Consider the following 21,290-nt stretch of genomic DNA (forward strand, 5'->3'; position numbering starts at 1 on the left):
CAAGCGCGTTAACGGGGGGCTGCCGGGAGCGGACCCGGCAGTACAGAATGGGGGGATGATTTCCGACCCGGTCCCTACCGAGGTCCAGCCCTTCCGAGTGTGCTTCGTGTGCGCGGGCAACATCTGCAGATCCCCGATGGCAGAGGTTGTCTTCCAGACGATGGTGAGGAAGGCCGGCCTCTCGCGGTATGTGGAAACTTTGTCAGCCGGCACCGGTGACTGGCATGTCGGCGAACAGGCGGACTCCAGGACCCTCACCGCCCTCGCCCGAAGCGGATACGACGGCAGCAGGCACCGGGCGCGGCAGTTCAACCCGGACTGGTTCGACAGCCTCGACCTCGTCGTCGCCCTCGACAGCGGTCACGACCGCATCCTCCGGGCCTGGGCGCCCACCGAAACCGATCGCGGCAAGGTGACTCTCCTGCTCAGTTTCGACGATGAGCAAAGCTCCCTGGCCGACGTTCCCGACCCCTACTACTCGGACGATGAGATGTTTGACCGAGTATTGGGCATGATTGAGAGGGCGAGCCGTCAACTTTTTCGACAGCTTGAACCGGCAATTCGACAGGGAGCCATTCGATGACAGCACTACCCGCCCAGCCACTCAGTCCGCTCGACGGTCGTTACCAGTCTGCGGTCAGCGGTCTCGGCGAGTACCTCAGCGAGGCGGGCCTCAACCGGGCTCGAGTCCAGGTCGAGGTGGAATGGCTGCTGTACCTCACCTCCCACAGCATGTTCGGCTCGTCCCCGCTCACTGCCGAACAGACCCAATCGCTCCGCGGGTTGTACATCGACTTCGGCCAGGCCGACATCGACTGGCTCGCCGAGAAGGAGGCGGTGACCCGCCACGACGTCAAAGCCGTGGAGTATCTCGTGCGCGACCGGCTGGCATCCCTCGGCCTTGATGGGATCGCCGAACTCACCCACTTCGCGTGCACGAGCGAAGACATCAACAACCTCTCCTACGCGCTGACCGTCTCGGCGGCGGTTCGCGAAGTCTGGCTGCCGAAGCTGCGCGGCGTCATCGACGTTCTCGGGAACCTGGCCGTCGAGCACCGGGCGGATGCCATGCTGTCACGCACGCACGGACAGCCCGCCACCCCGACGACCATGGGCCGCGAACTCGCTGTCGTCGCCTGGCGACTCGAACGCATCCTCACCCAGGTCAAGGGCACCGAGTACCTCGGCAAGTTCTCCGGCGCCACCGGAACATTTGCCGCTCACGTCGTCGCAGACCCAACGGCCGACTGGACGAGCATCTCACGCGAATTCGTCGAATCGCTCGGACTGGTCTGGAACCCGCTGACCACCCAGATCGAGTCGCACGACTGGCAGGCGGAGCTGTACAACCGGGTGTCGCACGCGAACCGTGTGCTGCACAACCTCGCGACCGACGTCTGGACCTACATCTCGATGGGGTACTTCCGTCAGATTCCGCAGGCCGGAGCCACCGGCTCGTCGACGATGCCGCACAAGATCAACCCGATCCGGTTCGAGAATGCGGAGGCGAACCTCGAACTGTCGAGCGCCGTCCTCGATTCCCTCGCGGCCACGCTCGTCACCTCTCGTCTCCAGCGTGACCTCACCGACTCGACCACCCAGCGCAACATCGGTGTCGGTTTCGGCCACTCCCTCCTCGCCCTCGACAACCTCACCAGGGGGCTCGGCGAGATCGATCTCGACCGCGACGCCCTCGCCGCGGATCTGGACTCCAACTGGGAGATCCTCGGCGAGGCGATTCAGACCGTGATTCGTGCCGAGGTGGTGGCCGGCCGTTCGTCGATCTCCGACCCGTACGCGATGCTCAAGGAGCTCACCCGCGGCAAGCGGATCGGTCGCGACGACCTCGTCGCGTTCGTCGAGAAGCTCGACATCGGTGACGACGCGAAGAGCCGGTTGCTCGAGCTCACCCCCGCGAGCTACGTGGGTCTGTCAGACGAACTGGTGAACCGCCTGCCGTAACGTTTCGCTCTCTGCCGCGCGCGGCATCCGGGGTCTTTCTTCTCCAGGATGCCGCGCGTACCCTGTTTTTCAGGGAGGAGATCATGCGCACAACAGCAGGTGAGCGGATTGTTATCCGCGGGCAGAGCGTCGGCGCACCCGACCGTCACGGTCAGATTCTGGAGGTGCGGGGCGACGAGGGTCAACCGCCGTATCTCGTCAGGTTCGACGATGGCCACGAAAGCCTGGTCTACCCTGGACCGGATTGTGTGATCGAGCACTCGTCGACCGGCGGTTGAACCGCGCCGGTGTCAGTGCCCGTGGTCCTGTTCGTCGAGGTCTTTCTTCTCCAGGTCTCCGGGCTTCACACTGAGCGCGAACATCGCGATGCCGACGAGAGTGACGATGAACGCGATGCCGAAGAAAATCGCGGCGAGCACGATGTCGCGGGTCGACATGAGAACGATCAGACCGGTGAAGGTACCAGCGACGACCGCGAACACGAGCAGCTCGATCGGCTTCATGATGTCACGTCGGCTGGGTGGGGACTGGCTCATAACTGCGACTCCGTTTCAGGGGCCACTCGTCCACTCGAATCGGTGCCCCACTTGAGTGAGAACCCTCCGATCGCGAGCAGGACGGCGACGATGGCGGCGTAGGCGCCGAAGGTTCCGACCGAGACGATGGATGCCGTCAGGCTGCGTTCCACTCCGTCCGGGCCGGTGAAGTGCTGGTCAAGGCCCTGTGGCACGAGCAGGAAGGCAACGGCGAGGAGCACGGTGACGCCACCGATGGTCATCCAGTCGCGCGCAAGAGCGGAGCGCCCGCGCAGGTGGAACCCGCTGTACAGCTCGAGCGCACCGGTGAGCAGCGCCCAGAGCAGGACGATCGCGAAGAAGGCGGGCTGACCACCGATCGGGGCGAGAATGAGGGCGAGTACTCCGGCAGCAAGGCTCAGGATGCCCTGGGCGACGAAGCTGCGTCGTGTCACGGTGTCCGCGTCGAGCGTGCGGCTGCCGGCGAGATGCACGAGTGCCGTCAGTACGGCGAAACCACCGAAGACGGAGAGGCCGAGAGACGCCGAGTGGTCGGGCGAGAACGTGATCACCAGGCCCGCGACGGCGGCGACCAGCGCGCGGGCGACGGCAACGAGCCAGTACCGTGATCGCGACTGCGCAATGCCACCTGGCATGGCGGGGGCGGTTGTGGCCACGGGGAACGTCGCTTTCTGTGGAGGCGGTGGAACCTGTCCAGTCTACGCCGCGTAGAAGTCGCCCCGGCCCGGTGCCTCGACGTCGAGTGTCGGGGGCGTGTGATGGGTCAGGCAGGCGCCAGGTCGGCGAACCGCGAGTAGTGACCGTGGAAAGCAACGGTCACCGTGCGGGTGGGACCGTTACGGTGCTTCGCGACGATGAGGTCGGCTTCTCCCGCGCGAGGGTTGTCTTTCTCGTATGCGCTCTCACGGTGGAGCAGGATCACCATGTCGGCGTCCTGCTCGAGCGAGCCCGATTCTCGAAGGTCGCTGATCGCCGGCATCTTGTCTGCGCGCTGCTCCGGTCCACGGTTCAGCTGCGACAGCGCGATGACCGGAACCTGCAGCTCCTTCGCGAGAAGCTTGAGAGCACGGGAGAATTCCGACACTTCCTGCTGGCGGCTTTCGACGCGCTTGCCGGAGGTCATCAGCTGCAGGTAGTCGATCACGACGAGTTTGAGGCCGACGCGCTGCTTGAGCCTGCGGCACTTCGCCCGGATCTCGACGAGCGTCATGTTGGGGCTGTCGTCGATGTACAACGGTGCGTCGTTGATCCGTCCGCGTACGGCCGCGAGCTTGTTCCAGTCGCGCTGGTCGACCGTTCCCTTGCGCATGCTCTGCAGCGGGACGGATGCCTCGGCCGCGAGCAGACGCATGGCGATCTCACTTCGCCCCATCTCCAGGGAGAAGAAGATCGACGGCTGGTCATTACCGATGGATGCCGCACGAGCGAAGTCGAGCGCGAGGGTCGACTTACCGAGCGCGGGGCGGGCAGCGACGATGATGAGCTGTCCACCGTGGAATCCGTTGGTGAGGTCGTCCATCTCGGAGAAACCAGTCGGCACGCCGACCATCTTCCCGTCACTTCCGTTGGCCGCTTCGATCTCCTCGAATGCGGTTCCGACGGCTTCGTTCAGGGGAACGTAGTCTTCCGCCGTGGTCGAGCCTGTGACGCCGTAGATCTCGGCCTGTGCGGTGTTGACGAGGTCGAGAACCTCGCCCTCGCCGGCGTAGCCCATCTGCACGATGCGGGTGCCTGCTTCGACGAGACGACGCAGGAGTGCACGCTCGGCAACGATGGAGGCGTAGAAACCCGCATTCGCTGCGGTCGGCACCAGACGGGTCAGGGTGTGGAGATAATCGGCGCCCCCGGCACGGGACAGCTCGCCGGTCTTGATCAGCTCGTCTGTGACGGTGATGACGTCAGTGGGCTCACCGTGCGAGTACAGCGAGAGGATCGCGTCGAAGATGATCTCGTGTTTGGGGATGTAGAAGTCGACTCCGCGCACCGATTCGACGACGTCGGCGACAGCATCCTTTGACAGGAGCATTCCACCGAGAGCGGACTGCTCGGCGAGCATGTCGTGGGGCGGGGTGCGATCGGCCCGGTACTCGCCACGGTTTTCACCGGCGGGCGGCTGGTCTGAGAGACCAAGATGGGCGATCGACACGCGTTCCTCCTAGTGCGGCTGGGCCGGCGAATCCGGTCGGCGCATGGCCGTTGTGATGAGATCGAGCCAACACCCAACCACCGACATGGTGCCTTCGAATTTCGGCTGCGCACGCCGGTGGGAACCTGCGCTGCCCCACACTATGAGCCCGGTGCCCCATGTACAAATAGGCCTGTGGATAACTCTGTGTATAGATTGCATGAAACGCCGCACGCCGTGTGCACAACCTGTGGGAAACCCTGTGGAGAGAAAAGAATTTTCGCCGCGTTCTGGAGTCCTGACCGGCCTTTTTCTGATCCACACCCTGTGGGTATAAACCTGTTTAGACTCTGTGTTGAACGTTGCTTCACCCGCTGTTTGCCTGTGTACAAAAAACTTGACTCAGCGCTCGCAATGGGTGTACGAATCGGCCAACCGGGGCCAATGTTCGGTGGCGGCGGCGGCGCTTAACGACCTGTAGCGACGGGCCGAAGCCCGTCGCTACAGAGTGTGAAGATGCCTACTTGGCTGCAACCACCTGGAGGGTGATGACCGCGCTCAGGTCGTCACGGAGGCGAACACTCGCCTCGTGCTGACCGACCGACTTGATCGGAGTAGAGATTTCGATCTTGCGCTTGTCGATCTGTCCGAGACCGGCGGCAGCGACGGCATCCGCCACGTGCACCGTCTTGACCGAACCGAACAGGCGGCCTTCAGCACCAGCCTTGACGGCGAGCTTGACCTTGGTGCTCTCGAGAGCAGCCTTGAGCGCCTGAGCCTCTTCGAGCGTGGCAAGCTCGCGAGCTGCGCGCGCGGCCTTGATCTGCTCGACCTGCTTCTCAGCACCGCGGCTCCACGCAACGCCGAAGCCCTGCGGGATCAGGTAGTTACGTGCGTAACCGTTCTTGACCTCGATGATGTCGCCAGGTGCACCGAGACCGGTGACCTCATGGGTGAGGATGAGTTTTGACATATCGGAGTTCCTTACCTGCCGGAGCCGGCGTAGGGAAGCAGAGCCATCTCGCGTGCGTTCTTGACTGCACGTGCGATGAGGCGCTGCTCCTGAACCGAAACGCCGGTGATGCGGCGCGCGCGGATCTTTCCACGCTCGGAGATGAACTTGCGGAGGGTGGGGACATCCTTGTAGTCGATGACCCCAACGCGGATTGCCTTCGCGGGAGCGAGCGGCTTGCCGCCCTTACCACCGCGGACAGGCTTGCGGCTTGCGCCGCTAGACTTTCCAGCCATTTGAATTCCTTAGGTGTATTGCCGGGGAGGGAACCGAAGCTCCCGCCCTGGCGGAGAAGATGTTAGAAGGGAGTGTCGTCGCCGTAGGACCCGGGCGTGTTCCAGCTGTCGCCGGAACCCGATGCCATTGCGCCGCCGGCCGGAGCGGCCGTTGGAGCGCTGGCCGCCCATGGCTCGTCCTGCTGGACGGCTGCGGGGCCACGGCCGCCGCCTCCACCAGAGGACTGCGCACGGGTGACCTGTGCGGTGGCGTAACGAAGCGATGGACCGATCTCGTCAACTTCGAGTTCGATCGAGGTGCGCTTCTCGCCTTCCTTCGTTTCGTACGAACGCTGCTTCAGACGCCCGGTAGCGATGACACGGCTACCCTTGGTGAGCGATCCGGCGACATGCTCGGCGAATTCACGCCAAACGCTCGCGCGCAGGAACAGTGCTTCGCCATCTTTCCACTCACTTGTTGCGCGGTCGTAATTGCGCGGAGTGGAAGCGATGGTGAAGTTGGCAACGGCCAGTCCGTTCTGCGTGTAACGCAGTTCGGGGTCTGACGTGAGGTTGCCCACCACGGTGATGACGGTCTCGCCGGCCATGAGGACTAGGCGTCCTTTTCGGCGGCTTCGGCGGGAGCGGCGTCGGCAACTGCCTTCGTCTCAGCCGCTGCCGGCTTGGCGTCGACCTTTGCCTTGGTGGCAGCAGCCTTGCGGGCTGCCTTCTCTTCGGCGCGCTTGCCTTCGGACTCCACGAGAGCGATTGCTTCTTCGGCCCGCAGCACCTTGGTGCGCATGACGGCTTCCGACAGCTTCAGCTGGCGGTCGAGCTCGACCGTCGCTTCGCTCGTCGCGGTGAAGTCGACGACAGCGTAGATGCCTTCGGTCTTCTTGTTGATTTCGTAAGCCAGTCGACGACGGCCCCAGATGTCAACCTTGTCGATGGTTCCACCATCGTTGCGGATGACATTGAGGAACTTGTCGAGACTGGGAGCAACGGTGCGCTCGTCAATCTCGGGGTCGAGGATAACCATGAGTTCATACTGATGCGTCACTAACCCACCTCCTTCGGACTCGAACGGCCGCAGACGATCTGCGGCAGGAGGGTAATAGCATCGTTGCGTCGTGCGGGAGCAGAGTGCGCACACACGGGCAACCTGAGTAGCTTACCGGATGGTTGGCCGCGCTGGCTACCGAAGCCGGGGCATCCGTTCCTGGTGCGCCGGTGCGCCGCCGCAAATTCACTCACTGCGGACCAAAACACCCGGCGCACCGAGTGAAACGGACCGCACCGGGTGAAAACGCGACCAACAGCGAGCGGATGTCGCCCCCGCGACGATCACGGCAGCATCCGGTTCACGGATTGGACGCAGGCGCTGCACCCATCGCCCTGCACGGCGAATTCACTCATCGCGGACCAAAACACGCGGCGCACCGAGTGAACCCGACCGCACCGAGTGAAAACGCGACCGACGACGCCTCCTCCACAGAGCAGTAGCTCGCGCCGACCGCTCCCAGAAGCGGTCCTCTTCACGCACGGATGCTGCTCTCACGAAACGCTGGACACCATGAGCACCGATCTATTGCGGGATTCCGAGGCCGTGCACGTGTCCAGCGCCCGGACCCTTGTGGGCATCGACGGCCGAGCGCTGCGTCGCGGACACGCGACGGGAGAACTGATCAGCATTCGCCGCGGCGTATTCACCGACACTGCCCGCTGGGTGGGACTCACGGGAAGGGAGCGCCACCTGTTGCGGATGCGCGCTGTGCGCGATACGCGCAAAGGCGACGCTGCCTTCAGCCACCAATCGGCGGCTGCGCTCTGGGATCTGCCGATCATCGGGCCCTGGCCAGAAGCGGTGCATGTCTGCACGCCCGACGGCCGGCGGCGGAGTTCGAGCAGGGGCGTGCTGTGGCACAACACCACACTCGTCGACGGCGACATCGTCGAGGTCGACGGCGTACTGGTGACCAGCCGGCTCCGCACCCTGCTGGACCTCGCCCGGACAAACTCTTTTCTGTCAGCGGTTGCAACACTCGATGCCGCGCTGAGGCAGGAAGCACTCGCGGGCGGAGCGGATGCCGCCGCTCAAGCGCGCGAATTGCTGCAAGACCGCATCGCCGCGCTCGGCCGCGCTCCGGGATCGGGGCGTGCGCGATGTGCTCTCGACTTCGCGACCCACCTCGCCCACTCCCCCGGTGAATCGGTCAGCCGAGTGCAGATGCACGTGCTGCGTTTCCCGAAGCCCGAGCTGCAGTTCCCGGTTCTCGACCGTAACGGAACACTGTGGCACTCTGACTTCGGGTGGCCGGCATATCGTCAACTCGGCGAGTTCGACGGGTTCACGAAGTACACCCGCGCCGCCTACACAAAAGGGCAGCCGATCGAGGAGATCGTGTGGGCCGAGAAGCAACGGGAAGACCTGATGCGCGCCGTCGGCTACGGGATGTCTCGGTGGTTGTGGCCGGACGCACTCGCCGGTCGGCTACTCGCTCGGATCCTCGGCGACGCGGGCTTGCCGAACCGCTGAGGCGCGAATTCACTCGCTGCGGACCGCAACACCCGGGTATGCCGAGTGAACCCGACCGCACCGGGTGAAAACGCGACCGCCCCAGAGCGGATGCCGCCCCGCGGCGATCGCGACAGCATCCGGTTCACGGAGTGGACGCTGGCCCCGCACCCATCGCCCTGAGGCGCGAATTCACTCGCTGCGGACCAAAACACCCGGCATACCGAGTGAACCCGACCGCACCGGGTGAAAACGCGACCGCGTCAGCCGGCGATCGCCGCGTTCGCCGCGCCCTCGGCCTGTTTGAGCCCCACCGCGGGGTCGATGGTGCCGGAGAAGATGTCCTGGAAGATGGGGTCGAACTCCTCGAATGCCTTGCCGTAGTTCGCACCCTTGGGCGACGGGATAGGCTTCTCGCCATCGATGACGTCGAAGAACGGGGCGACAGAGACGCCCTCCTTCTTCCAGTAGTCGAAGTAGGACTTCTGGGCGTCGGTCACTGCGGGGACTGCCGCCCCTGACGCAGCAAGTGGCTTGACGCCCTCTTCGGAGCCGAGCCAGGTGAGCACCTTCTCGATGGCAGCCTGCTTCGTCGATTCGGCGTTTCCGGCGACCACGACACCGTTCGTGACAGAGACCCGGCCGGACGGTCCACTCGGCATGGGAGCGACGCCCCACTCGAACTCGGCGTCGTCCGCAACATTCTTGAGGTTGTACAGCCCGGACTGGAACATGGCCATCTTGCCCGCGAGGAACGCGTCGCGACTGAAGTCGCTGTTCGCGTTGGTTTCGGATGCCGCCGGTGCGACCTTCGCGGAATTGATCGCCGTCACGAGGTACTGGAATGCCTCGACCGACTTCGGATCGGTGAAGGCGAACTTCTCCCCCACCTGGAACTTCCCGCCGTTGGAGCCGATGAACGGGAGCATGATCGCCTGCGTGTCGTAGGCGAGGTTGGTTCCGAACTGCACCGGGGTTCCGTCGAAGTCGGCGGATGCCGCGGAGACGCCCGCCGCGTCCAGGGTGAGTCCCTTCGCCGCCGACAGGAACGTGTCTTTCTCGGCGTCCGGGGACCAGGTGAGGTTTTCGAGGTCCTCCGGCGCGAGCCCGGCCTTCTCGAGCAATTCGGCGTTGTAGTAGACGGCAACACCAGCGTCGTAGAGCTGAGGTACGCCCCAGAGCACATCGTCACGGGTGAACTGCCCGACGACGCTGCCCTCCCATTCGCTGGCGGCATCCTCACCGAAGACCTGGTCGATGTTCACGAGCTTGCCGGCGTCCGCGTACGCCCCGAAGTAGGAGTTGTTGAGCCAGAAAAGGTCGTCCATCGTCTTGCCGGCGACGTCGGTGCGCAATTCGGTCCAGTAGTCGCCCCACTCGACGACGTTGACCGTGACGTCGATGTCCGGGTTGTCCTTCTCGAAGGCATCGAATGACTTTTCGTACGCCTCGGCGACGGTTTCATCCCACAACCTGAACGACACGGTCGTCGGCTCCGTCGTCGTCGCCGGTTCGGGTGCGCATCCGGTGAGAACGAGGGCGGATGCCGCGACAAGCGTCGCTATTTTCGTCAGTCGCTGAGCCATTCGGGTCTTTCTGTCGCCTGGTGTACCGAGTTGGAGGCTAGCAGTTGTGACGTGAATGACCCTGATCCGACGCTGAAAAGTGGGCGGATGCCGCGAGCTCAGTCCTGGGGAATGGCGGAGTTGTTGCCGGGCGTCGCGTGCGGGATTTCCTCTTCGGCCTCGTGTTGGGGGGCAGTGATCGGGTTGCCGGGGGTGGTGTAGTCGACGTCGCCTTCGACATCGTCGGCACCGCTCAGCGGTACGCCCGTCGTGGCGTGCTGGCGGTCCTCTTCGGCGAGGTGCTGTGCGGAGTCGATCGGGTCGCCGGTGGTCGTGTAGTCGGCGTTGTTGTGGTCGTCACCACCGGTCGGGCGAACCACCGGTTCACGGGCGCCATGCTCGTCGGCGGGCAGGACGGGCTCGACGTAATCGTCGTTGTTCGTGTTGTTCGTCATGCCGCGACGCTACGCCGCGCACGCGAGGGCTTCAAGGCCTTGCGGTGGCCACCGGTTTCGGGCACGCATCACCAGCCAGGATGAGAGCCGACATGATCGGCGGATGCCGTGCCCCCGGTATCCGCCGACCATGACGTTCTTTAGGCGCGCTGCGCCAAACTCGGGTCGATGACCTCGACCGGGACCGTGTTGAGCAGGTCCCGGATGCTCTGGTCGAGGGTGAGCTTTTGCGACACCTCCACGGCACGGGCCAGGTCCGGCCCGCTGAGTGCCACATAGACCGGGTCGACGTGGTGGACGTAACCGATCTGTCGGCCGTTCACCACAACTCGTTCGACATCGTTTTTCAACTGGTCGAGTGACACCTCAACATCGGTGTCGACCTTGCCTGATTCGAAGTGCACGTGGAGGTTCCATGTCGCATCGATCTTCTTGGTGCGTCGATCTGACGTCTTCATCGGTTCCCCGCCTTCCTGCCACCGCTACGTGGCGCCCCAGACACCCAAACTAGGGTCAATAGGGACTTTGTGGCAGGGGGTTGACGGAACCCTCACCGGAAAATAGGGACGACGTCCGTCAGGTGGCTGAACGGTTCACCGAGTGTCAGGACGCGTCGAACGTGGCGTCGAGCGCAGCTTTCAGATCGGCCAGGATGTCGTCGGCATCTTCGAGCCCGATCGAGAAGCGGAGATGACCCAGGGTGCGGAACTCCTCCGGGTAGAAGGCCACGCGGGGACCGGCATCCGCTCCGCCTGCGACATGGACGATCAACGATTCGTCGTGGCCGAGGGACACGGCCGACGTGATCACGCGCAGGTGTGAAACGAACCGGTCCTGGGTCGCTGCGTCGCCGTTCACAGCGAACGCGAGCATCGCCCCGAAGCCCCGTCCGGCGAACTGGCGGGCGGCGACGGCGTGCTGCGGATGCTCCGCGAGACCCGGGTAGGCGACGAACGCGATCCTGTCGTCGCCGGCCAGGAAGTCTGCGACACGCTGGGCGGTCGCCTGGTGCTGGCGAAGGCGCAGCGGCAACGTGACCGAGCCACGCATGATCAGCCACGCGTTGAACGGGGAGATGACGCCGCCGACGTCGACCATGGCATCCGCTTTGATCCGGCGGATCAGCTCTCGGCTACCGATGACGGCACCACCCATCGCGTCGCCGTGCCCGTTGATGTACTTGGTGAGGGAGTGCACGACGAGGTCGGCGCCGTGCTCGAGCGGGCGGAACAACGGCGGGGGCGTGAACGTCGAGTCCACGCTGAGCAGCACGCCGGCTTCCTTCGTCAGGGAAGCGATGGCGGCAATGTCTGTGACCTTCGTCGTCGGGTTGCCGATGACCTCGACGTGGACAAGCGCCGTCTCCGGGCGGATCGCGGCCCGGACCGCCTCCGGGTCCGCCGCGTCGACGAAGGTGGCCGTGATGTTGTATTTCTCCGGCAGGAGCTCGGCGAACAGCCGGTAGATCGCTTCATAGGTGACATCCCCGACGACGACGTGGTCACCGGACTTCAGCACCGTGAAGAACACGGCGTGCAGGGCAGCGACCCCGCTGGCGAGAACGACGGCGTCTTCACCGTGCTCGAGCGCGGCGAGTTTGGCCTGGAGGCCTTGCTGGTTGGTGCCGGAGTTGCGGGTGTACAGCGGGACATCCGTTCCCGACCAGCTGATCGTCGAGGCGTCCTCCGGGAGCGCATACGAGTTGGCCATCACGATCGGTGTTCGGATCGGCCCGGAGCCCGCTTCGATCTCGTTGCCCGCGTGTACCGCCTGAGTGTCGAAGGACAGGGTGGCGGGATCGTGCTTGTTCGGACGGGGAGCTGTCATGCCCTCAGGCTATTGCCCTGTGAACAGCGTTCAGGGAATTGTGAACGAAACGCGCACCGCAGTGACGAGGGTCCTGCCACCGGCACACCGGGCCGAGGCAGGCGGCGGATCACGCGCCGGAGTTTCGCGCGGCCCACCAGGCGTGCAGACGGCGTTCCGCTTCGTCCTCACCGAGGGGACCTTCGTCGAGCCGCAGTTCGAGAAGCCACCGATAGGCCTCGCCGACCTCGCGACCGGGCTTGATCCCCAGCACCCGCTGGATGGCATTGCCGTCGAGGTCTGGCCGTACCGCCTCCATCTCCTCCTGCTCCCGCAGTTCGGCGATCCGCGCTTCGAGGTCGTCGTACGCGAAGCCCAGCCGGTCGGCTTTGCGCCGGTTGCGGGTCGTGACGTCGGCCCTCGTGAGCATGTGAAGCCGCTCGAGCAGGTGGCCGGCATCGCGCACGTACCGGCGGACGGCGGAATCCGTCCACGCGCCCTCGGTGTAACCGAAGAACCGCAAGTGCAGTTCGATCAGCCGGGAGACATCGCGGATGGTGTCGTTGTCGTACCGAAGCGCGGTCAGCCGCTTCTTCGCGAGCTTCGAGCCGACCATGTCGTGGTGGTAGAAGCTGACGGCCCCACCGGGTTCCAGTCGGCGGGTGGCCGGCTTGCCGATGTCGTGCAGCAGGGCAGCGAGGCGCAGGATGAGGTCGGGCGCCTCACCGGGGTGGCGGGACTTCTCGTAGCCGATCGCCTGTTCGAGCACGGTGAGCGAGTGCTGGTAGACGTCTTTGTGATGGTGGTGTTCGTCAATTTCGAGTCGCAGGGCGGGAACCTCAGGCAACACGATCTCTGCCAGGCCGGAGTCGACGAGCAGTTCGATCCCGACGCGCGGGTTGTCTGTCAGCAGAAGCTTCGAGAGCTCCCCCTGTGTGCGTTCCACGGAGACGATACGGATGCTGTCGGCCATCGCGGTCATGGCGGCTTGCGTCTCGTCGTCCACGACGAAACCGAGCTGGCTCGCGAACCGGGCCGCCCGCATCATCCGCAGCGGGTCGTCACCGAAGCTCACCGCGGGGCTGCTCGGAGTCCTGAGCGTCTGCGACAGCAGATCTTCGACCCCACCGAACGGGTCGACGAGCCGGACCTCGGGAATGCGCAACGCCATGGCATTGACGGTGAAGTCGCGTCTCTTGAGGTCGGGTTCGAGGCTGTCGCCGAACGCGACGACCGGTTTACGCGTGACGCCGTCGTAGGCATCCGCCCGATAGGTCGTGATCTCGACGGTGTCGGTGACCGTCCCCGCCCGTACCCGCGCTCCGATGGTGCCGAAGTCGCGCCCGATGTCCCACTGGGTCTCTGAGAGCGGAGTGACGATGCGCAGGATCTCATCGGGCGATGCGTTGGTGGTGAAGTCGAGGTCGCTCGTGTCCCGGCCGAGCATCGCGTCGCGCACCGGGCCGCCGACGAGCGCGAGCTCGAACCCGGCGTCGGCGAAAGCGGATGCCACCTTCGAGACGACCGGGGAGGCGGCGAGTTCCGACAGGCGCACCAACGACTCCGCCATGCTCACCATGGGGTCAATCGTAGCGGGGACCCCGCACACCGTTCGCCGCGATGGACGACGCAGCGAGTGACGAGTGGATATCCGGCACGCCGTGTCGACCGGTCGAGGAACGACGTGCCGGAAAATCCTCCTGTTGAGGGAAACAGGGTGTTGTGCGGGTCATGCGTCACCCTGCCCAAGCTGCCCCGCAAGGACAATGCGCAGCATGATCCGCACTCCAAGTTTGACTGCCGTACATCGGCAGTGCACTAGGGGTTCTCCCTAGTTCCCTTCGATCAGCCCGCGGATTCCCCGACGTGACGACAGGCCGAGCTTCGCCAGCACGTTCCCCATGTGATATTCAACGCCTTTGACTGACACGAAAAGCTTGTGCGCCACTTCTCGATTCGTGAGCCCCTGGGCAGCGAGGTGGGCGACCTCGCGTTCGCGGCTGCTCAGCACAGCAAGCGGATCCGGGGCATGTTCAGCGGCAGGGCCGAGCGCTTCCGTGAGGAGCATCTCCCACCAGGATTTCTCGATGTAACTGTGGACTCCCGAGGTGGCGAGTGCCCGTCGGGACAGGAACACTGCAGTGGCACCATGCCCTGAGGCCCTCGCGTCCACCGCCCTGACGAAGTCGGCGAGCAATCGATACCCGCTTGCGTGCTGCTTCTGCGGAACGGCATCTGCTTTGCTGAGCCACTCCTGTGCGCGGCTGTGGTCACCGCGTGCTGCGGGGACGAGACCGGCCACGGCGTACGCGGATGCTCTCGCCCACGAATGTTCGACGTCGTCGGCTATCGACGCGGCCGCTGCGGCAGCCGCCGCTGCGGCATCCCAGCGACCGTCACGGAACAACGCCAGGGACAGATTGATCCGTCCGAACGGTGACATGTCCGGGCGCGAAACATCGGCGAGCGCGATTCCGGCCTCGAGGTCGGCGATCGCCGCGGGGAGGTTTCCCTGTTGTCTCAGCATGAACCCGTGCACGAGCAGAAGAACGGTGTGTTGAGCCCTGAAACCGATCCGCCTGCCCTCCGCGATGAGTTCGGCGAGTCGCTCCTGCCCGGTGTCGGCCAGCCCCAACTGCCAGGAGGCGAGCGCTCGCCACGAGACGGCGTTGTACTCGAGTTCGTCGAGATCGACCGATACGGCCGACACCCGCGAGGCGTTGACGCGAAGGCCGGGGAGCTCCTCGAGGACCGCGGTCGCGGAATGAATCGTTGCGGGAAACTCATCGAGCAGCAGGGCGGTTGCCGCGAGTGTCTGGTGTGCCACGGCTTTCATCAGCCTCGCACGGGAGCTTCCATCCGGATCGGCCTGAGCGGCGAGAGACAGGTGTGTTCTGGCAACGTCGATATCACCGGTGGCAAGGGCGACGTTCCCGAGCAGAACGTCACGCGCCGGGCCCGAACTGAGATTCTCGAAGTCGGACCGGGCAGCCAGGAGAAGATCGTGTCGTCGGGCGGCGATCCCGTGCACACCCGCGTCGATGAGACGCTCCTCACGGACCGAAGGGTTGCTGCTGAGAAGTGCCGACCACCGGGCGTATCGGACGGCTCGGTCCGCCTGATGGGTCGCGGCGGCAAGCCGCGCTGCGACGTTCAGCTCGTCGGCGAGCGAGTCGTCATGGCCAGCGGCCGCGTTGGCGCGGTGGGCGAGTCCACGGTGACCGGCGATCACCTGGCCGGCGGCAGCGTTGATGGCCTGGCGGGTCTCGAGGGCAAGGTTCGAGACGACGACGGCCCGTACCCGTTCGTGCGGCATGACAACAGCGGACTCGTTCCCGGCGAATGTGACGAGTCCCGTTCCGACGGCGTCGTCGATGTCATTCCCGGTGATCGCGAAACCCGCGTACCTCTCGCCGACCGCTGCGATGTCCGTGATCGTGGCCGTGTCATGGAGAACAGCCACGATCTCAACGACCGCCCTGGCGACTTCCGACGCATCTCGCAGCGCGTCGAGGGTGAGCGCGCGGAACCCGGGCGCTGCCGGCGGCGTTCCCAGCAACATCCGATCGAGAGAACCGAGCGGATCACTCGACGAGACGACCTGATTGAGCAGCGTCTGCACGTGAAGGGCGTTGCCGTCCGTCGCGGCGACGAGCTTCGTCACGAGCCGGCGCGGTGCCTGGCGACCGGTCCGACGGGCGACGAGCTCGGCGATCGGATCGGCACCGAATCCGCCGACGGTCAACCGAACGCCGCGGTGTTCGTCGGCGACGAGCAATCGCACGCGCTCGAGGAATGCCGTGTCGTCCGGGCGCGCCGCGATGATGACGAGCAGCCGGTCGCGGAACGAGCGGCGCCCGGCGAACCAGAGCGCTTCGGCCGAACGCTGGTCGAGCCACTGTGCGTCGTCGATCGTGACGCACGTGGCCCCCTCACTGCTGTGGATAAGGTTCAGAAGTGCCGCCCCCGCGACGAGCGTCGGCACGTCGGGAGAGATGCCACCCTGGAGCACCGGGTCGAGGGCATCCTGCTCGTCGACCCTCCGAAGCAACTGGTTGAGCACTCCGTAGGCTAGATCGGTCTCGTTTTCGTCCGCTGTAGCTGATCGCACCGGCCAGTGCGGGACCGTGGCGACGGACGCCTCGAGCAGGGCAGTCTTGCCGAACCCCGCCTCCCCCTCGATGAGGACGAACTGCGCCCGCCCTTCGCGCACCCGGGCGACGGCGCGGGAAATGCCAGCGAGCTGCCTGTCACGGCCGAGCAGGGTCGGCGGGACGGCAGCATCCGGGGGCAGTCGGGGAGCTGTCATTTGAATACTCAGCGTAGGCAGCGGCCCCAGCAACCGCTATCCCTTTTACGGGGCTGTCCGCATGCACTATGCGTCCGTCGCGGTGGCGTCGCTTATGCCGGTGAATCCGGCCCAGGGGCGTGCACCGGGTACCACCGGCCACCGTCGCGCATCGTCACCGTCCAGGCGCCTGCGTCGGCGACCACGGCGAGCGCCTGGACAACGCTCGCGCCGACGAGCCAGCCCTGACCGACGTCGTCCGCTGTGTATCGAACGACGATGCGCGGAGCACCCCTCACGATGGCAAGGTCTGATGCCTCGACCACGGCGCTCCGTGCAGCGGCATCAGCCGCGAACGGCAAGACGGACTCCGGCGCAATACCTGGTCGCAGGGTCCCGATCGTCACCGTGACTCGAAAGGAAGGCATCCGTCAAGCGTAGGACCGGAGCGCTGGCTCCTCCCACCGTTTAGGGTTGCACGGTGTCATCTTCTCCCTCGAACCCGTCCCGCGCAGACACTCCCCTCGCCCCCACCGTGTTGCAGACGCTCCGCAACCCGAGAGCGTTCAGCGTCGAGGTGCTCGCCGGGGTCGTCACGACTCTCGCCCTGATCCCCGAGGTCATCTCGTTCTCGGTCATCGCCGGTGTGGATCCCAAGGTGAGCCTCGTCGCATCCGTCGTCCTGGCGATCTCCATGTCGATTCTGGGTGGCCGCCCCGCGATGATCACCGCAGCTGCCGGCGCGGTCGCCCTGGTTGTCGCTCCGCTCGTCAAGGAACAGGGTGTCGAGTACCTGCTGCCCGCCGTGATCCTCGCCGGGATCATCCAGGTCACCTTCGGAGTGACCGGCCTCGCCCGTCTGATGCGGTTCATTCCGCGGTCGGTGATGATCGGTTTCGTCAACGCGCTCGGAATTCTCATCTTCACCGCACAGGTGCCGCACCTCCTCGGTGTGCCGTGGCTGGTCTACCCGCTGTTCGTCCTGACGGTCCTGATCGTGCTGGTTCTGCCCCGGTTCACGACCGCGGTTCCGGCGCCGCTCGTCGCCATCGTCGTTGCGACGGCGATCACGATGATCGCCCATCTTTCCGTTCCCACCGTCGGCGACGAGGGAGACATCGCCGGTGGCCTGCCCGGAATCACTCCGCTGCTCGTCCCGCTCGACCTGGAAACGTTGCGGATCATTCTCCCGACCGCACTGAGCGTCGCGTTCGTCGGCCTGATGGAGACACTGCTCACAGCGAAGCTCGTCGATGACATCACCGACACCCGCTCGGCGAAGGGTCGCGAATCGTGGGCCCTGGGAATCGCGAACATCCTCGCCGGCTTCTACGGCGGCATCGCCGGGTGCGCCATGATCGGCCAGACCGTGGTCAACGTGAAACTCGGCAGGGCGCGCACCCGCATCTCGACGTTCGTCGCCGGCATCTTCCTTCTCCTGCTCGTCACCGTACTCAGCGACGTGATGGAGCAGATCCCGATGGTCGCCCTCGCCGCCGTCATGATGATCGTCGCGATCACAACGGTGAACTGGCACAGCGTCACCCCGTCGACGCTGAAACGGATGCCTGTGCCCGAGACGCTCGTCATGCTCACCACCGTGGCCGTGGTTGTGATCAGCCACAACCTCGCGGTCGGCGTCGCTGCCGGCGTCGTGCTCGCCATCGTCCTGTTCGCCCGCCGGGTGGCGCACGTCATCCGCGTGGATCGTATGCCCGCCGGGAACGGCTCCTCGGTCCGGTACACCGTCAGCGGCCCGCTCTTCTTCGGCTCGAGCAACGACCTCGTCGAGCAGTTCTCGTACGGTGCTGACCCGGATCGGGTGGTGGTGGACTTCAGTGCGTCACAGATCTGGGACGCGTCGACCGTGGCGGTCCTCGACTCGATCCAGTCGAAGTACGCCGCTCACGGGGCGACCGTCGAATTCGTGGGGCTCGATGAGCGCTCCACGGTTCTTCACGGTCGACTCACCGGCACGCTCGAATAGCCGCTACCCGCTGACGGTGAACGTCGCCGTGAGGCCGAACGACAGCCGAAACGGTGCAGTCGAGGCCAGCCACAGAGAACTGAGTTCCGCCGAGCCGAGGGTCTGCGCCCGCAATTGCACATTCATCGTCCTGTCGCCGATCCCGACGGTGAGCACCGGCGTCTGCTGCACCCGCGCGCGTGCCGTGCCGTAGGCGCGGTGACTGACGGCATCCGCATCCGACGTGTCGCCAGCACCCACGCTGACGAGATAGAACAGCTCAGCGATGTAGTGGTGGATGCCGGGCGGCTCGTTCCCGTCGCGATATCCAGTGAAGTCGTCTCGGTACAGGAACAGGTTCAGGGAAGGCCCCGACACATCGCTCCGTGCAGCGTCGAGCGTCCTGGCGGTCACCTGCAGGTTCGTGGGGGCAGCGGCGAGCAACTCCTGTACGGCAAGCGTGGTCGATGCGATCGCCTGCCCATATGTGTCGAGGCTGGGCATGTCGAGCTCCGTCGGTCCGTGGCGGGACAGATCCGCCTGTCGGTCGAACGCTACTCCGAACGGCGGCCCGGCGAAAGGTATCGCGGCGTTTCGGCCGGGCTGCGTATCGTCGGCAGTCAGGACGACGAAAGGGATTCGCATGGATCAGCAGCACCCCACAGAGAACGGCAACGAGACACTGCCCCCACTGCCCGACCAGGGTCAGCGCGACGGCAGCTACGAGGAGGCCAAGAACGAAGGCACGGCCGAACAGTCATCGCTCGAGGACGCGCCGGACGACGGAACAACGGCGACGTCGGGGCAGTCGAGTTCTGACGCCTCGGTCGATGGCTCAGACGACGAGGGTCGCACGGCCGCTTCCGGCCAGGCGGGAACATACAGCGACACAGGCACGGACGCCGTCGACACGACGGTTCCTGTCCAGGACTGAGCCGTGCTGGCCCACATCCGCAGGCACATTCTTGTGCGCGGTCGGGTTCAGGGAGTCGGATTCCGCTACTGGGCACGAGCTGCGGCCGAACGGGCCGGCCTCTCGGGCTGGATAAGGAATCGTTCGGACGGAAGCGTGGAGGCCGAGTTCGAGGGAACCGTCGCCGCGGTGGAGGGTATGATCGATGCCGTTCACCGCGGGCCCGCTGGCGGCGCGGTCGACTCGGTCGCGGTGTCCCACGCTGAACCGGAGGGGACCTCCGCATTCCGGGTGCTACCCGACGCCGGATGAGCCGTCAGCTGGCCGGGCTGTCGTCCGGAAACACCCGTTTGTATGAGCGCCCGTCTGCCAACTCGACCGTTTCGGCCCGGAGCTGCCCGCGAGTGATCCGCAGGTAGATCGCCTGAGAGCTGACACCGAATCGGGCGGCCGCCTCGCCCACGGAGAGTCCGGGGAGGTCAGTGGGAACATTGCTGGGCCGCGCCGCCCGCTTGCGGCCCGCCTCGTGCCGTTCAGCAATGTCAGCGTCGGTTCCTTGCCAGCGCCACTTCGCGGCCGCCGGTTTGAGACACGCCGCTTCGGCGATCGCCTCCCACCCGATGCCGTTGCCGATCGCCTCGCGGACCGCAGCCAGGGTGGCCGGGTCTTTCTGAAGCTCTTCGAGAAGCGAGCGGATGTCGCGGAGTCGCTCGAGAGCATCCGTCTCGTTTTCGGCGTCACCGGTGCGCACTCGCTCGAGGGCGGCACGCGAAGAATCCGACAGATACGGCACCGGCCCATGTTACTGCGGCCTCGTAATCGCCGGTGCGCGCTCCGCAACCCCCTGTGTCCGCACGACCAAGTGCGAAATGATGGGGTACGCCTCGACGGAAACGAAGGAGCACAAGATGGGCCGATTCCTGTTCATCGCCGCGATGGTGTCCGGCGCCTATGCGCTTGGCGCCCGCGCCCGCGACCGGCGTGAACGATACGACGAGAAAAAGAAGCGCGCGTCAGAGTTCTGGGCCGGACCACAGGTCAGAAAGGTGCGACGTCATTTCGCGCGACAGACGAGGCGAAGCGGCCGCTCCTTCCGCCGGGCGCATTCCTGAATCCGAGCACTTGCCCAACGACCGCCACGACTGTGTGGCGCACCATGAACGACCGGAAGGAACACGATGACTGATCCCAATGAGCGTGCCGATGAGAACATCTCCGCAGCGGCGGAGAACGCGCACGAAGCCGTGGACACGGCGCCCGGCGTGCCCGACGAGCTGAAGGACAAGGCGCATGACGCCATCGATGCCGGCGCCGGCGCGTCGGCGCCCCTCGCGGACAAGGCCGGTGACGTGGGTGACGCAGCCGCGAGCGTGAGCGCTCAGGTGGCCTCCCATGCGGCAGACGCGACGGAGAAACTGGAGAGCGCGACCGCCGGAGCGTCCGAGTCGGCCCGTGAATTCTCGACCCAGGCTTCCGACATCGCCGACAAGGCGTCCGCGGCGTCCCGGGACGCGATCGACGCCGCCAGGGAAGCGACAACTGCCGCGGTGTCAGACCTGCAGCACAAGTACGAAGAACGACCGGGAACGGTAATCGCGATCGCCGTTGTCGCCGTCGTCGCTGTGATCGGCCTCATCATCCGGATCGCCCGGCGCTGAGCCGCCGCGCCGATTGTCCGGCGGCGTCATCGTCCCGGGGAGCACGCTCCCCGGGACGCGTGTCGTTGATCAGCCCTTGTCACCCGGGATCAGAACCCACAGGACGATGTAGATGATGATCTGCGGCCCCGGCAGGATGCAACTGAGCACCGTCAGGACTCGGACAAGGGTCGGCGAGACGTTGAAGCGATTCGCGACGGCGAGGCAGACGCCGGCGAAGACCCTGCCGCGTCGTGGTCGGTATAGTTTCATGCCTTCACACTGACACCGGCCC

At 65.4% G+C, this 21,290-nt stretch carries 26 protein-coding genes; 9 read left to right on the top strand and 17 right to left on the bottom strand.

Features of this window, described 5'->3' with window-relative positions; all coding sequences use genetic code 11:
* Nucleotides 1-55 precede the first annotated feature (55 nt).
* The 3 genes from D9V29_RS03480 (at nucleotide 56) to D9V29_RS03490 (ending at nucleotide 2,240) form a co-directional block, all read left to right on the top strand.
* Nucleotides 56-583, top strand: a complete 528-nt coding sequence (locus tag D9V29_RS03480) for a low molecular weight protein-tyrosine-phosphatase (RefSeq protein ID WP_121671930.1) — start codon at nucleotides 56-58, stop codon at nucleotides 581-583.
* The gene (gene purB, locus D9V29_RS03485; RefSeq protein WP_121671931.1) at nucleotides 580-1,962 is read left to right on the top strand and encodes an adenylosuccinate lyase; all 1,383 of its coding nucleotides are present in this window, start codon (nucleotides 580-582) and stop codon (nucleotides 1,960-1,962) included. Before D9V29_RS03480 ends, purB begins: the two co-directional genes overlap by 4 nt.
* Before the next feature lie 83 nt (nucleotides 1,963-2,045).
* Nucleotides 2,046-2,240, top strand: a complete 195-nt coding sequence (locus tag D9V29_RS03490) for a DUF1918 domain-containing protein (protein WP_121671932.1) — start codon at nucleotides 2,046-2,048, stop codon at nucleotides 2,238-2,240.
* A gap of 12 nt (nucleotides 2,241-2,252) precedes the next feature.
* On the opposite strand, the gene D9V29_RS03495 is transcribed toward D9V29_RS03490, so the two are convergent.
* The 7 genes from D9V29_RS03495 to rpsF all read right to left on the bottom strand — a co-directional run bounded on the left by D9V29_RS03495 (nucleotide 2,253) and on the right by rpsF (nucleotide 6,889).
* Nucleotides 2,253-2,498 carry a hypothetical protein gene (locus D9V29_RS03495; RefSeq protein WP_121671933.1) on the bottom strand — a complete coding sequence of 82 codons (246 nt, stop codon included), beginning with the start codon at nucleotides 2,496-2,498 and terminating at the stop codon, nucleotides 2,253-2,255.
* The gene (locus D9V29_RS03500; protein WP_147436212.1) at nucleotides 2,495-3,154 is read right to left on the bottom strand and encodes a DUF308 domain-containing protein; all 660 of its coding nucleotides are present in this window, start codon (nucleotides 3,152-3,154) and stop codon (nucleotides 2,495-2,497) included. The genes D9V29_RS03495 and D9V29_RS03500 overlap by 4 nt, the downstream gene beginning before the upstream one ends.
* Before the next feature lie 107 nt (nucleotides 3,155-3,261).
* Nucleotides 3,262-4,644 carry a replicative DNA helicase gene (dnaB, locus tag D9V29_RS03505; RefSeq protein ID WP_121671935.1) on the bottom strand — a complete coding sequence of 461 codons (1,383 nt, stop codon included), beginning with the start codon at nucleotides 4,642-4,644 and terminating at the stop codon, nucleotides 3,262-3,264.
* A 499-nt stretch (nucleotides 4,645-5,143) separates the two neighbouring features.
* Nucleotides 5,144-5,596 (bottom strand): 50S ribosomal protein L9, encoded by a 453-nt coding sequence (gene rplI / locus D9V29_RS03510; RefSeq protein ID WP_121671936.1) that lies wholly within the window; start codon nucleotides 5,594-5,596, stop codon nucleotides 5,144-5,146.
* Nucleotides 5,597-5,607: 11 nt separating this feature from the next.
* A complete protein-coding gene (rpsR, locus tag D9V29_RS03515) occupies nucleotides 5,608-5,871 on the bottom strand; it encodes a 30S ribosomal protein S18 (RefSeq protein ID WP_090711605.1) in 264 nt (87 codons plus the stop codon).
* Nucleotides 5,872-5,933: 62 nt separating this feature from the next.
* Nucleotides 5,934-6,458, bottom strand: a complete 525-nt coding sequence (locus D9V29_RS03520) for a single-stranded DNA-binding protein (protein WP_121671937.1) — start codon at nucleotides 6,456-6,458, stop codon at nucleotides 5,934-5,936.
* A gap of 5 nt (nucleotides 6,459-6,463) precedes the next feature.
* The gene (gene rpsF, locus D9V29_RS03525) at nucleotides 6,464-6,889 is read right to left on the bottom strand and encodes a 30S ribosomal protein S6 (RefSeq protein WP_373294806.1); all 426 of its coding nucleotides are present in this window, start codon (nucleotides 6,887-6,889) and stop codon (nucleotides 6,464-6,466) included.
* Between the two features lie 534 nt (nucleotides 6,890-7,423).
* Between rpsF and D9V29_RS03530 the strand changes: the two genes are divergently transcribed.
* On the top strand, nucleotides 7,424-8,386 hold the full coding sequence (locus tag D9V29_RS03530) for a hypothetical protein (RefSeq protein WP_121671939.1): 963 nt from the start codon (nucleotides 7,424-7,426) through the stop codon (nucleotides 8,384-8,386).
* 242 nt (nucleotides 8,387-8,628) lie between these two features.
* Here D9V29_RS03530 and D9V29_RS03535 read toward each other — a convergent pair whose 3' ends face one another.
* From D9V29_RS03535 to D9V29_RS03565, 7 genes are all read right to left on the bottom strand, one after another.
* Nucleotides 8,629-9,951, bottom strand: a complete 1,323-nt coding sequence (locus D9V29_RS03535; protein ID WP_121671940.1) for an ABC transporter substrate-binding protein — start codon at nucleotides 9,949-9,951, stop codon at nucleotides 8,629-8,631.
* Nucleotides 9,952-10,049: 98 nt separating this feature from the next.
* Nucleotides 10,050-10,385 (bottom strand): hypothetical protein, encoded by a 336-nt coding sequence (locus D9V29_RS03540; protein ID WP_121671941.1) that lies wholly within the window; start codon nucleotides 10,383-10,385, stop codon nucleotides 10,050-10,052.
* 140 nt (nucleotides 10,386-10,525) lie between these two features.
* A complete protein-coding gene (locus D9V29_RS03545) occupies nucleotides 10,526-10,843 on the bottom strand; it encodes a hypothetical protein (protein ID WP_121671942.1) in 318 nt (105 codons plus the stop codon).
* Between the two features lie 145 nt (nucleotides 10,844-10,988).
* Nucleotides 10,989-12,212, bottom strand: coding sequence for a trans-sulfuration enzyme family protein (locus D9V29_RS03550; RefSeq protein ID WP_121671943.1), 1,224 nt, complete (start codon nucleotides 12,210-12,212; stop codon nucleotides 10,989-10,991).
* Nucleotides 12,213-12,321: 109 nt separating this feature from the next.
* Nucleotides 12,322-13,770 carry a CCA tRNA nucleotidyltransferase gene (locus tag D9V29_RS03555; RefSeq protein WP_121671944.1) on the bottom strand — a complete coding sequence of 483 codons (1,449 nt, stop codon included), beginning with the start codon at nucleotides 13,768-13,770 and terminating at the stop codon, nucleotides 12,322-12,324.
* A 252-nt stretch (nucleotides 13,771-14,022) separates the two neighbouring features.
* Complete coding sequence (locus D9V29_RS03560; RefSeq protein ID WP_121671945.1) at nucleotides 14,023-16,500, bottom strand: helix-turn-helix transcriptional regulator; 2,478 nt, start codon at nucleotides 16,498-16,500, stop codon at nucleotides 14,023-14,025.
* 92 nt (nucleotides 16,501-16,592) lie between these two features.
* Nucleotides 16,593-16,907, bottom strand: coding sequence for a hypothetical protein (locus D9V29_RS03565; RefSeq protein ID WP_121671946.1), 315 nt, complete (start codon nucleotides 16,905-16,907; stop codon nucleotides 16,593-16,595).
* A 53-nt stretch (nucleotides 16,908-16,960) separates the two neighbouring features.
* On the opposite strand from D9V29_RS03565, the gene D9V29_RS03570 reads away from it, so the two are divergent.
* On the top strand, nucleotides 16,961-18,466 hold the full coding sequence (locus D9V29_RS03570; RefSeq protein ID WP_121671947.1) for a SulP family inorganic anion transporter: 1,506 nt from the start codon (nucleotides 16,961-16,963) through the stop codon (nucleotides 18,464-18,466).
* A gap of 3 nt (nucleotides 18,467-18,469) precedes the next feature.
* On the opposite strand, the gene D9V29_RS03575 is transcribed toward D9V29_RS03570, so the two are convergent.
* A complete protein-coding gene (locus D9V29_RS03575) occupies nucleotides 18,470-18,949 on the bottom strand; it encodes a hypothetical protein (protein WP_147436213.1) in 480 nt (159 codons plus the stop codon).
* A 139-nt stretch (nucleotides 18,950-19,088) separates the two neighbouring features.
* On the opposite strand from D9V29_RS03575, the gene D9V29_RS03580 reads away from it, so the two are divergent.
* Nucleotides 19,089-19,379 carry a hypothetical protein gene (locus D9V29_RS03580; RefSeq protein WP_121671949.1) on the top strand — a complete coding sequence of 97 codons (291 nt, stop codon included), beginning with the start codon at nucleotides 19,089-19,091 and terminating at the stop codon, nucleotides 19,377-19,379.
* A gap of 3 nt (nucleotides 19,380-19,382) precedes the next feature.
* Nucleotides 19,383-19,670: an acylphosphatase gene (locus D9V29_RS03585; protein WP_229790430.1), complete on the top strand. Its 288-nt coding sequence runs from the start codon at nucleotides 19,383-19,385 to the stop codon at nucleotides 19,668-19,670.
* A gap of 4 nt (nucleotides 19,671-19,674) precedes the next feature.
* Here the strand turns inward: D9V29_RS03585 and D9V29_RS03590 are convergent, their stop codons facing one another.
* Complete coding sequence (locus tag D9V29_RS03590) at nucleotides 19,675-20,151, bottom strand: hypothetical protein (protein WP_121671950.1); 477 nt, start codon at nucleotides 20,149-20,151, stop codon at nucleotides 19,675-19,677.
* A gap of 115 nt (nucleotides 20,152-20,266) precedes the next feature.
* Between D9V29_RS03590 and D9V29_RS03595 the strand changes: the two genes are divergently transcribed.
* Together D9V29_RS03595 and D9V29_RS03600 are read left to right on the top strand one after the other, a co-directional pair.
* On the top strand, nucleotides 20,267-20,470 hold the full coding sequence (locus D9V29_RS03595) for a hypothetical protein (protein ID WP_147436214.1): 204 nt from the start codon (nucleotides 20,267-20,269) through the stop codon (nucleotides 20,468-20,470).
* 66 nt (nucleotides 20,471-20,536) lie between these two features.
* Nucleotides 20,537-21,016 carry a hypothetical protein gene (locus D9V29_RS03600; protein WP_121671952.1) on the top strand — a complete coding sequence of 160 codons (480 nt, stop codon included), beginning with the start codon at nucleotides 20,537-20,539 and terminating at the stop codon, nucleotides 21,014-21,016.
* A 69-nt stretch (nucleotides 21,017-21,085) separates the two neighbouring features.
* On the opposite strand, the gene D9V29_RS03605 is transcribed toward D9V29_RS03600, so the two are convergent.
* Entirely contained in the window at nucleotides 21,086-21,268 is a 183-nt protein-coding gene (locus tag D9V29_RS03605; RefSeq protein ID WP_121671953.1) for a PspC domain-containing protein, read from the bottom strand.
* Nucleotides 21,269-21,290: the final 22 nt, after the last annotated feature.

Source organism: Mycetocola manganoxydans, assembly GCF_003667545.1.
Classification (GTDB): domain Bacteria; phylum Actinomycetota; class Actinomycetes; order Actinomycetales; family Microbacteriaceae; genus Mycetocola_A; species Mycetocola_A manganoxydans.

Bases quoted from the DNA above. Each gene is read 5' to 3' on its own strand.
- D9V29_RS03480 (WP_121671930.1), top strand. From the start codon at position 56: ATGATTTCCGACCCGGTCCCTACCGAGGTCCAGCCCTTCCGAGTGTGC.
- purB (WP_121671931.1), top strand. From the start codon at position 580: ATGACAGCACTACCCGCCCAGCCACTCAGTCCGCTCGACGGTCGTTAC.
- D9V29_RS03490 (WP_121671932.1), top strand. From the start codon at position 2,046: ATGCGCACAACAGCAGGTGAGCGGATTGTTATCCGCGGGCAGAGCGTC.
- D9V29_RS03495 (WP_121671933.1), bottom strand. From the start codon at position 2,498: ATGAGCCAGTCCCCACCCAGCCGACGTGACATCATGAAGCCGATCGAG.
- rplI (WP_121671936.1), bottom strand. From the start codon at position 5,596: ATGTCAAAACTCATCCTCACCCATGAGGTCACCGGTCTCGGTGCACCT.
- rpsR (WP_090711605.1), bottom strand. From the start codon at position 5,871: ATGGCTGGAAAGTCTAGCGGCGCAAGCCGCAAGCCTGTCCGCGGTGGT.
- D9V29_RS03520 (WP_121671937.1), bottom strand. From the start codon at position 6,458: ATGGCCGGCGAGACCGTCATCACCGTGGTGGGCAACCTCACGTCAGAC.
- rpsF (WP_373294806.1), bottom strand. From the start codon at position 6,889: ATGGTTATCCTCGACCCCGAGATTGACGAGCGCACCGTTGCTCCCAGT.
- D9V29_RS03530 (WP_121671939.1), top strand. From the start codon at position 7,424: ATGAGCACCGATCTATTGCGGGATTCCGAGGCCGTGCACGTGTCCAGC.
- D9V29_RS03535 (WP_121671940.1), bottom strand. From the start codon at position 9,951: ATGGCTCAGCGACTGACGAAAATAGCGACGCTTGTCGCGGCATCCGCC.
- D9V29_RS03540 (WP_121671941.1), bottom strand. From the start codon at position 10,385: ATGACGAACAACACGAACAACGACGATTACGTCGAGCCCGTCCTGCCC.
- D9V29_RS03545 (WP_121671942.1), bottom strand. From the start codon at position 10,843: ATGAAGACGTCAGATCGACGCACCAAGAAGATCGATGCGACATGGAAC.
- D9V29_RS03550 (WP_121671943.1), bottom strand. From the start codon at position 12,212: ATGACAGCTCCCCGTCCGAACAAGCACGATCCCGCCACCCTGTCCTTC.
- D9V29_RS03555 (WP_121671944.1), bottom strand. From the start codon at position 13,770: ATGGTGAGCATGGCGGAGTCGTTGGTGCGCCTGTCGGAACTCGCCGCC.
- D9V29_RS03560 (WP_121671945.1), bottom strand. From the start codon at position 16,500: ATGACAGCTCCCCGACTGCCCCCGGATGCTGCCGTCCCGCCGACCCTG.
- D9V29_RS03565 (WP_121671946.1), bottom strand. From the start codon at position 16,907: ATGCCTTCCTTTCGAGTCACGGTGACGATCGGGACCCTGCGACCAGGT.
- D9V29_RS03575 (WP_147436213.1), bottom strand. From the start codon at position 18,949: ATGCCCAGCCTCGACACATATGGGCAGGCGATCGCATCGACCACGCTT.
- D9V29_RS03580 (WP_121671949.1), top strand. From the start codon at position 19,089: ATGGATCAGCAGCACCCCACAGAGAACGGCAACGAGACACTGCCCCCA.
- D9V29_RS03595 (WP_147436214.1), top strand. From the start codon at position 20,267: ATGGGCCGATTCCTGTTCATCGCCGCGATGGTGTCCGGCGCCTATGCG.
- D9V29_RS03600 (WP_121671952.1), top strand. From the start codon at position 20,537: ATGACTGATCCCAATGAGCGTGCCGATGAGAACATCTCCGCAGCGGCG.
- D9V29_RS03605 (WP_121671953.1), bottom strand. From the start codon at position 21,268: ATGAAACTATACCGACCACGACGCGGCAGGGTCTTCGCCGGCGTCTGC.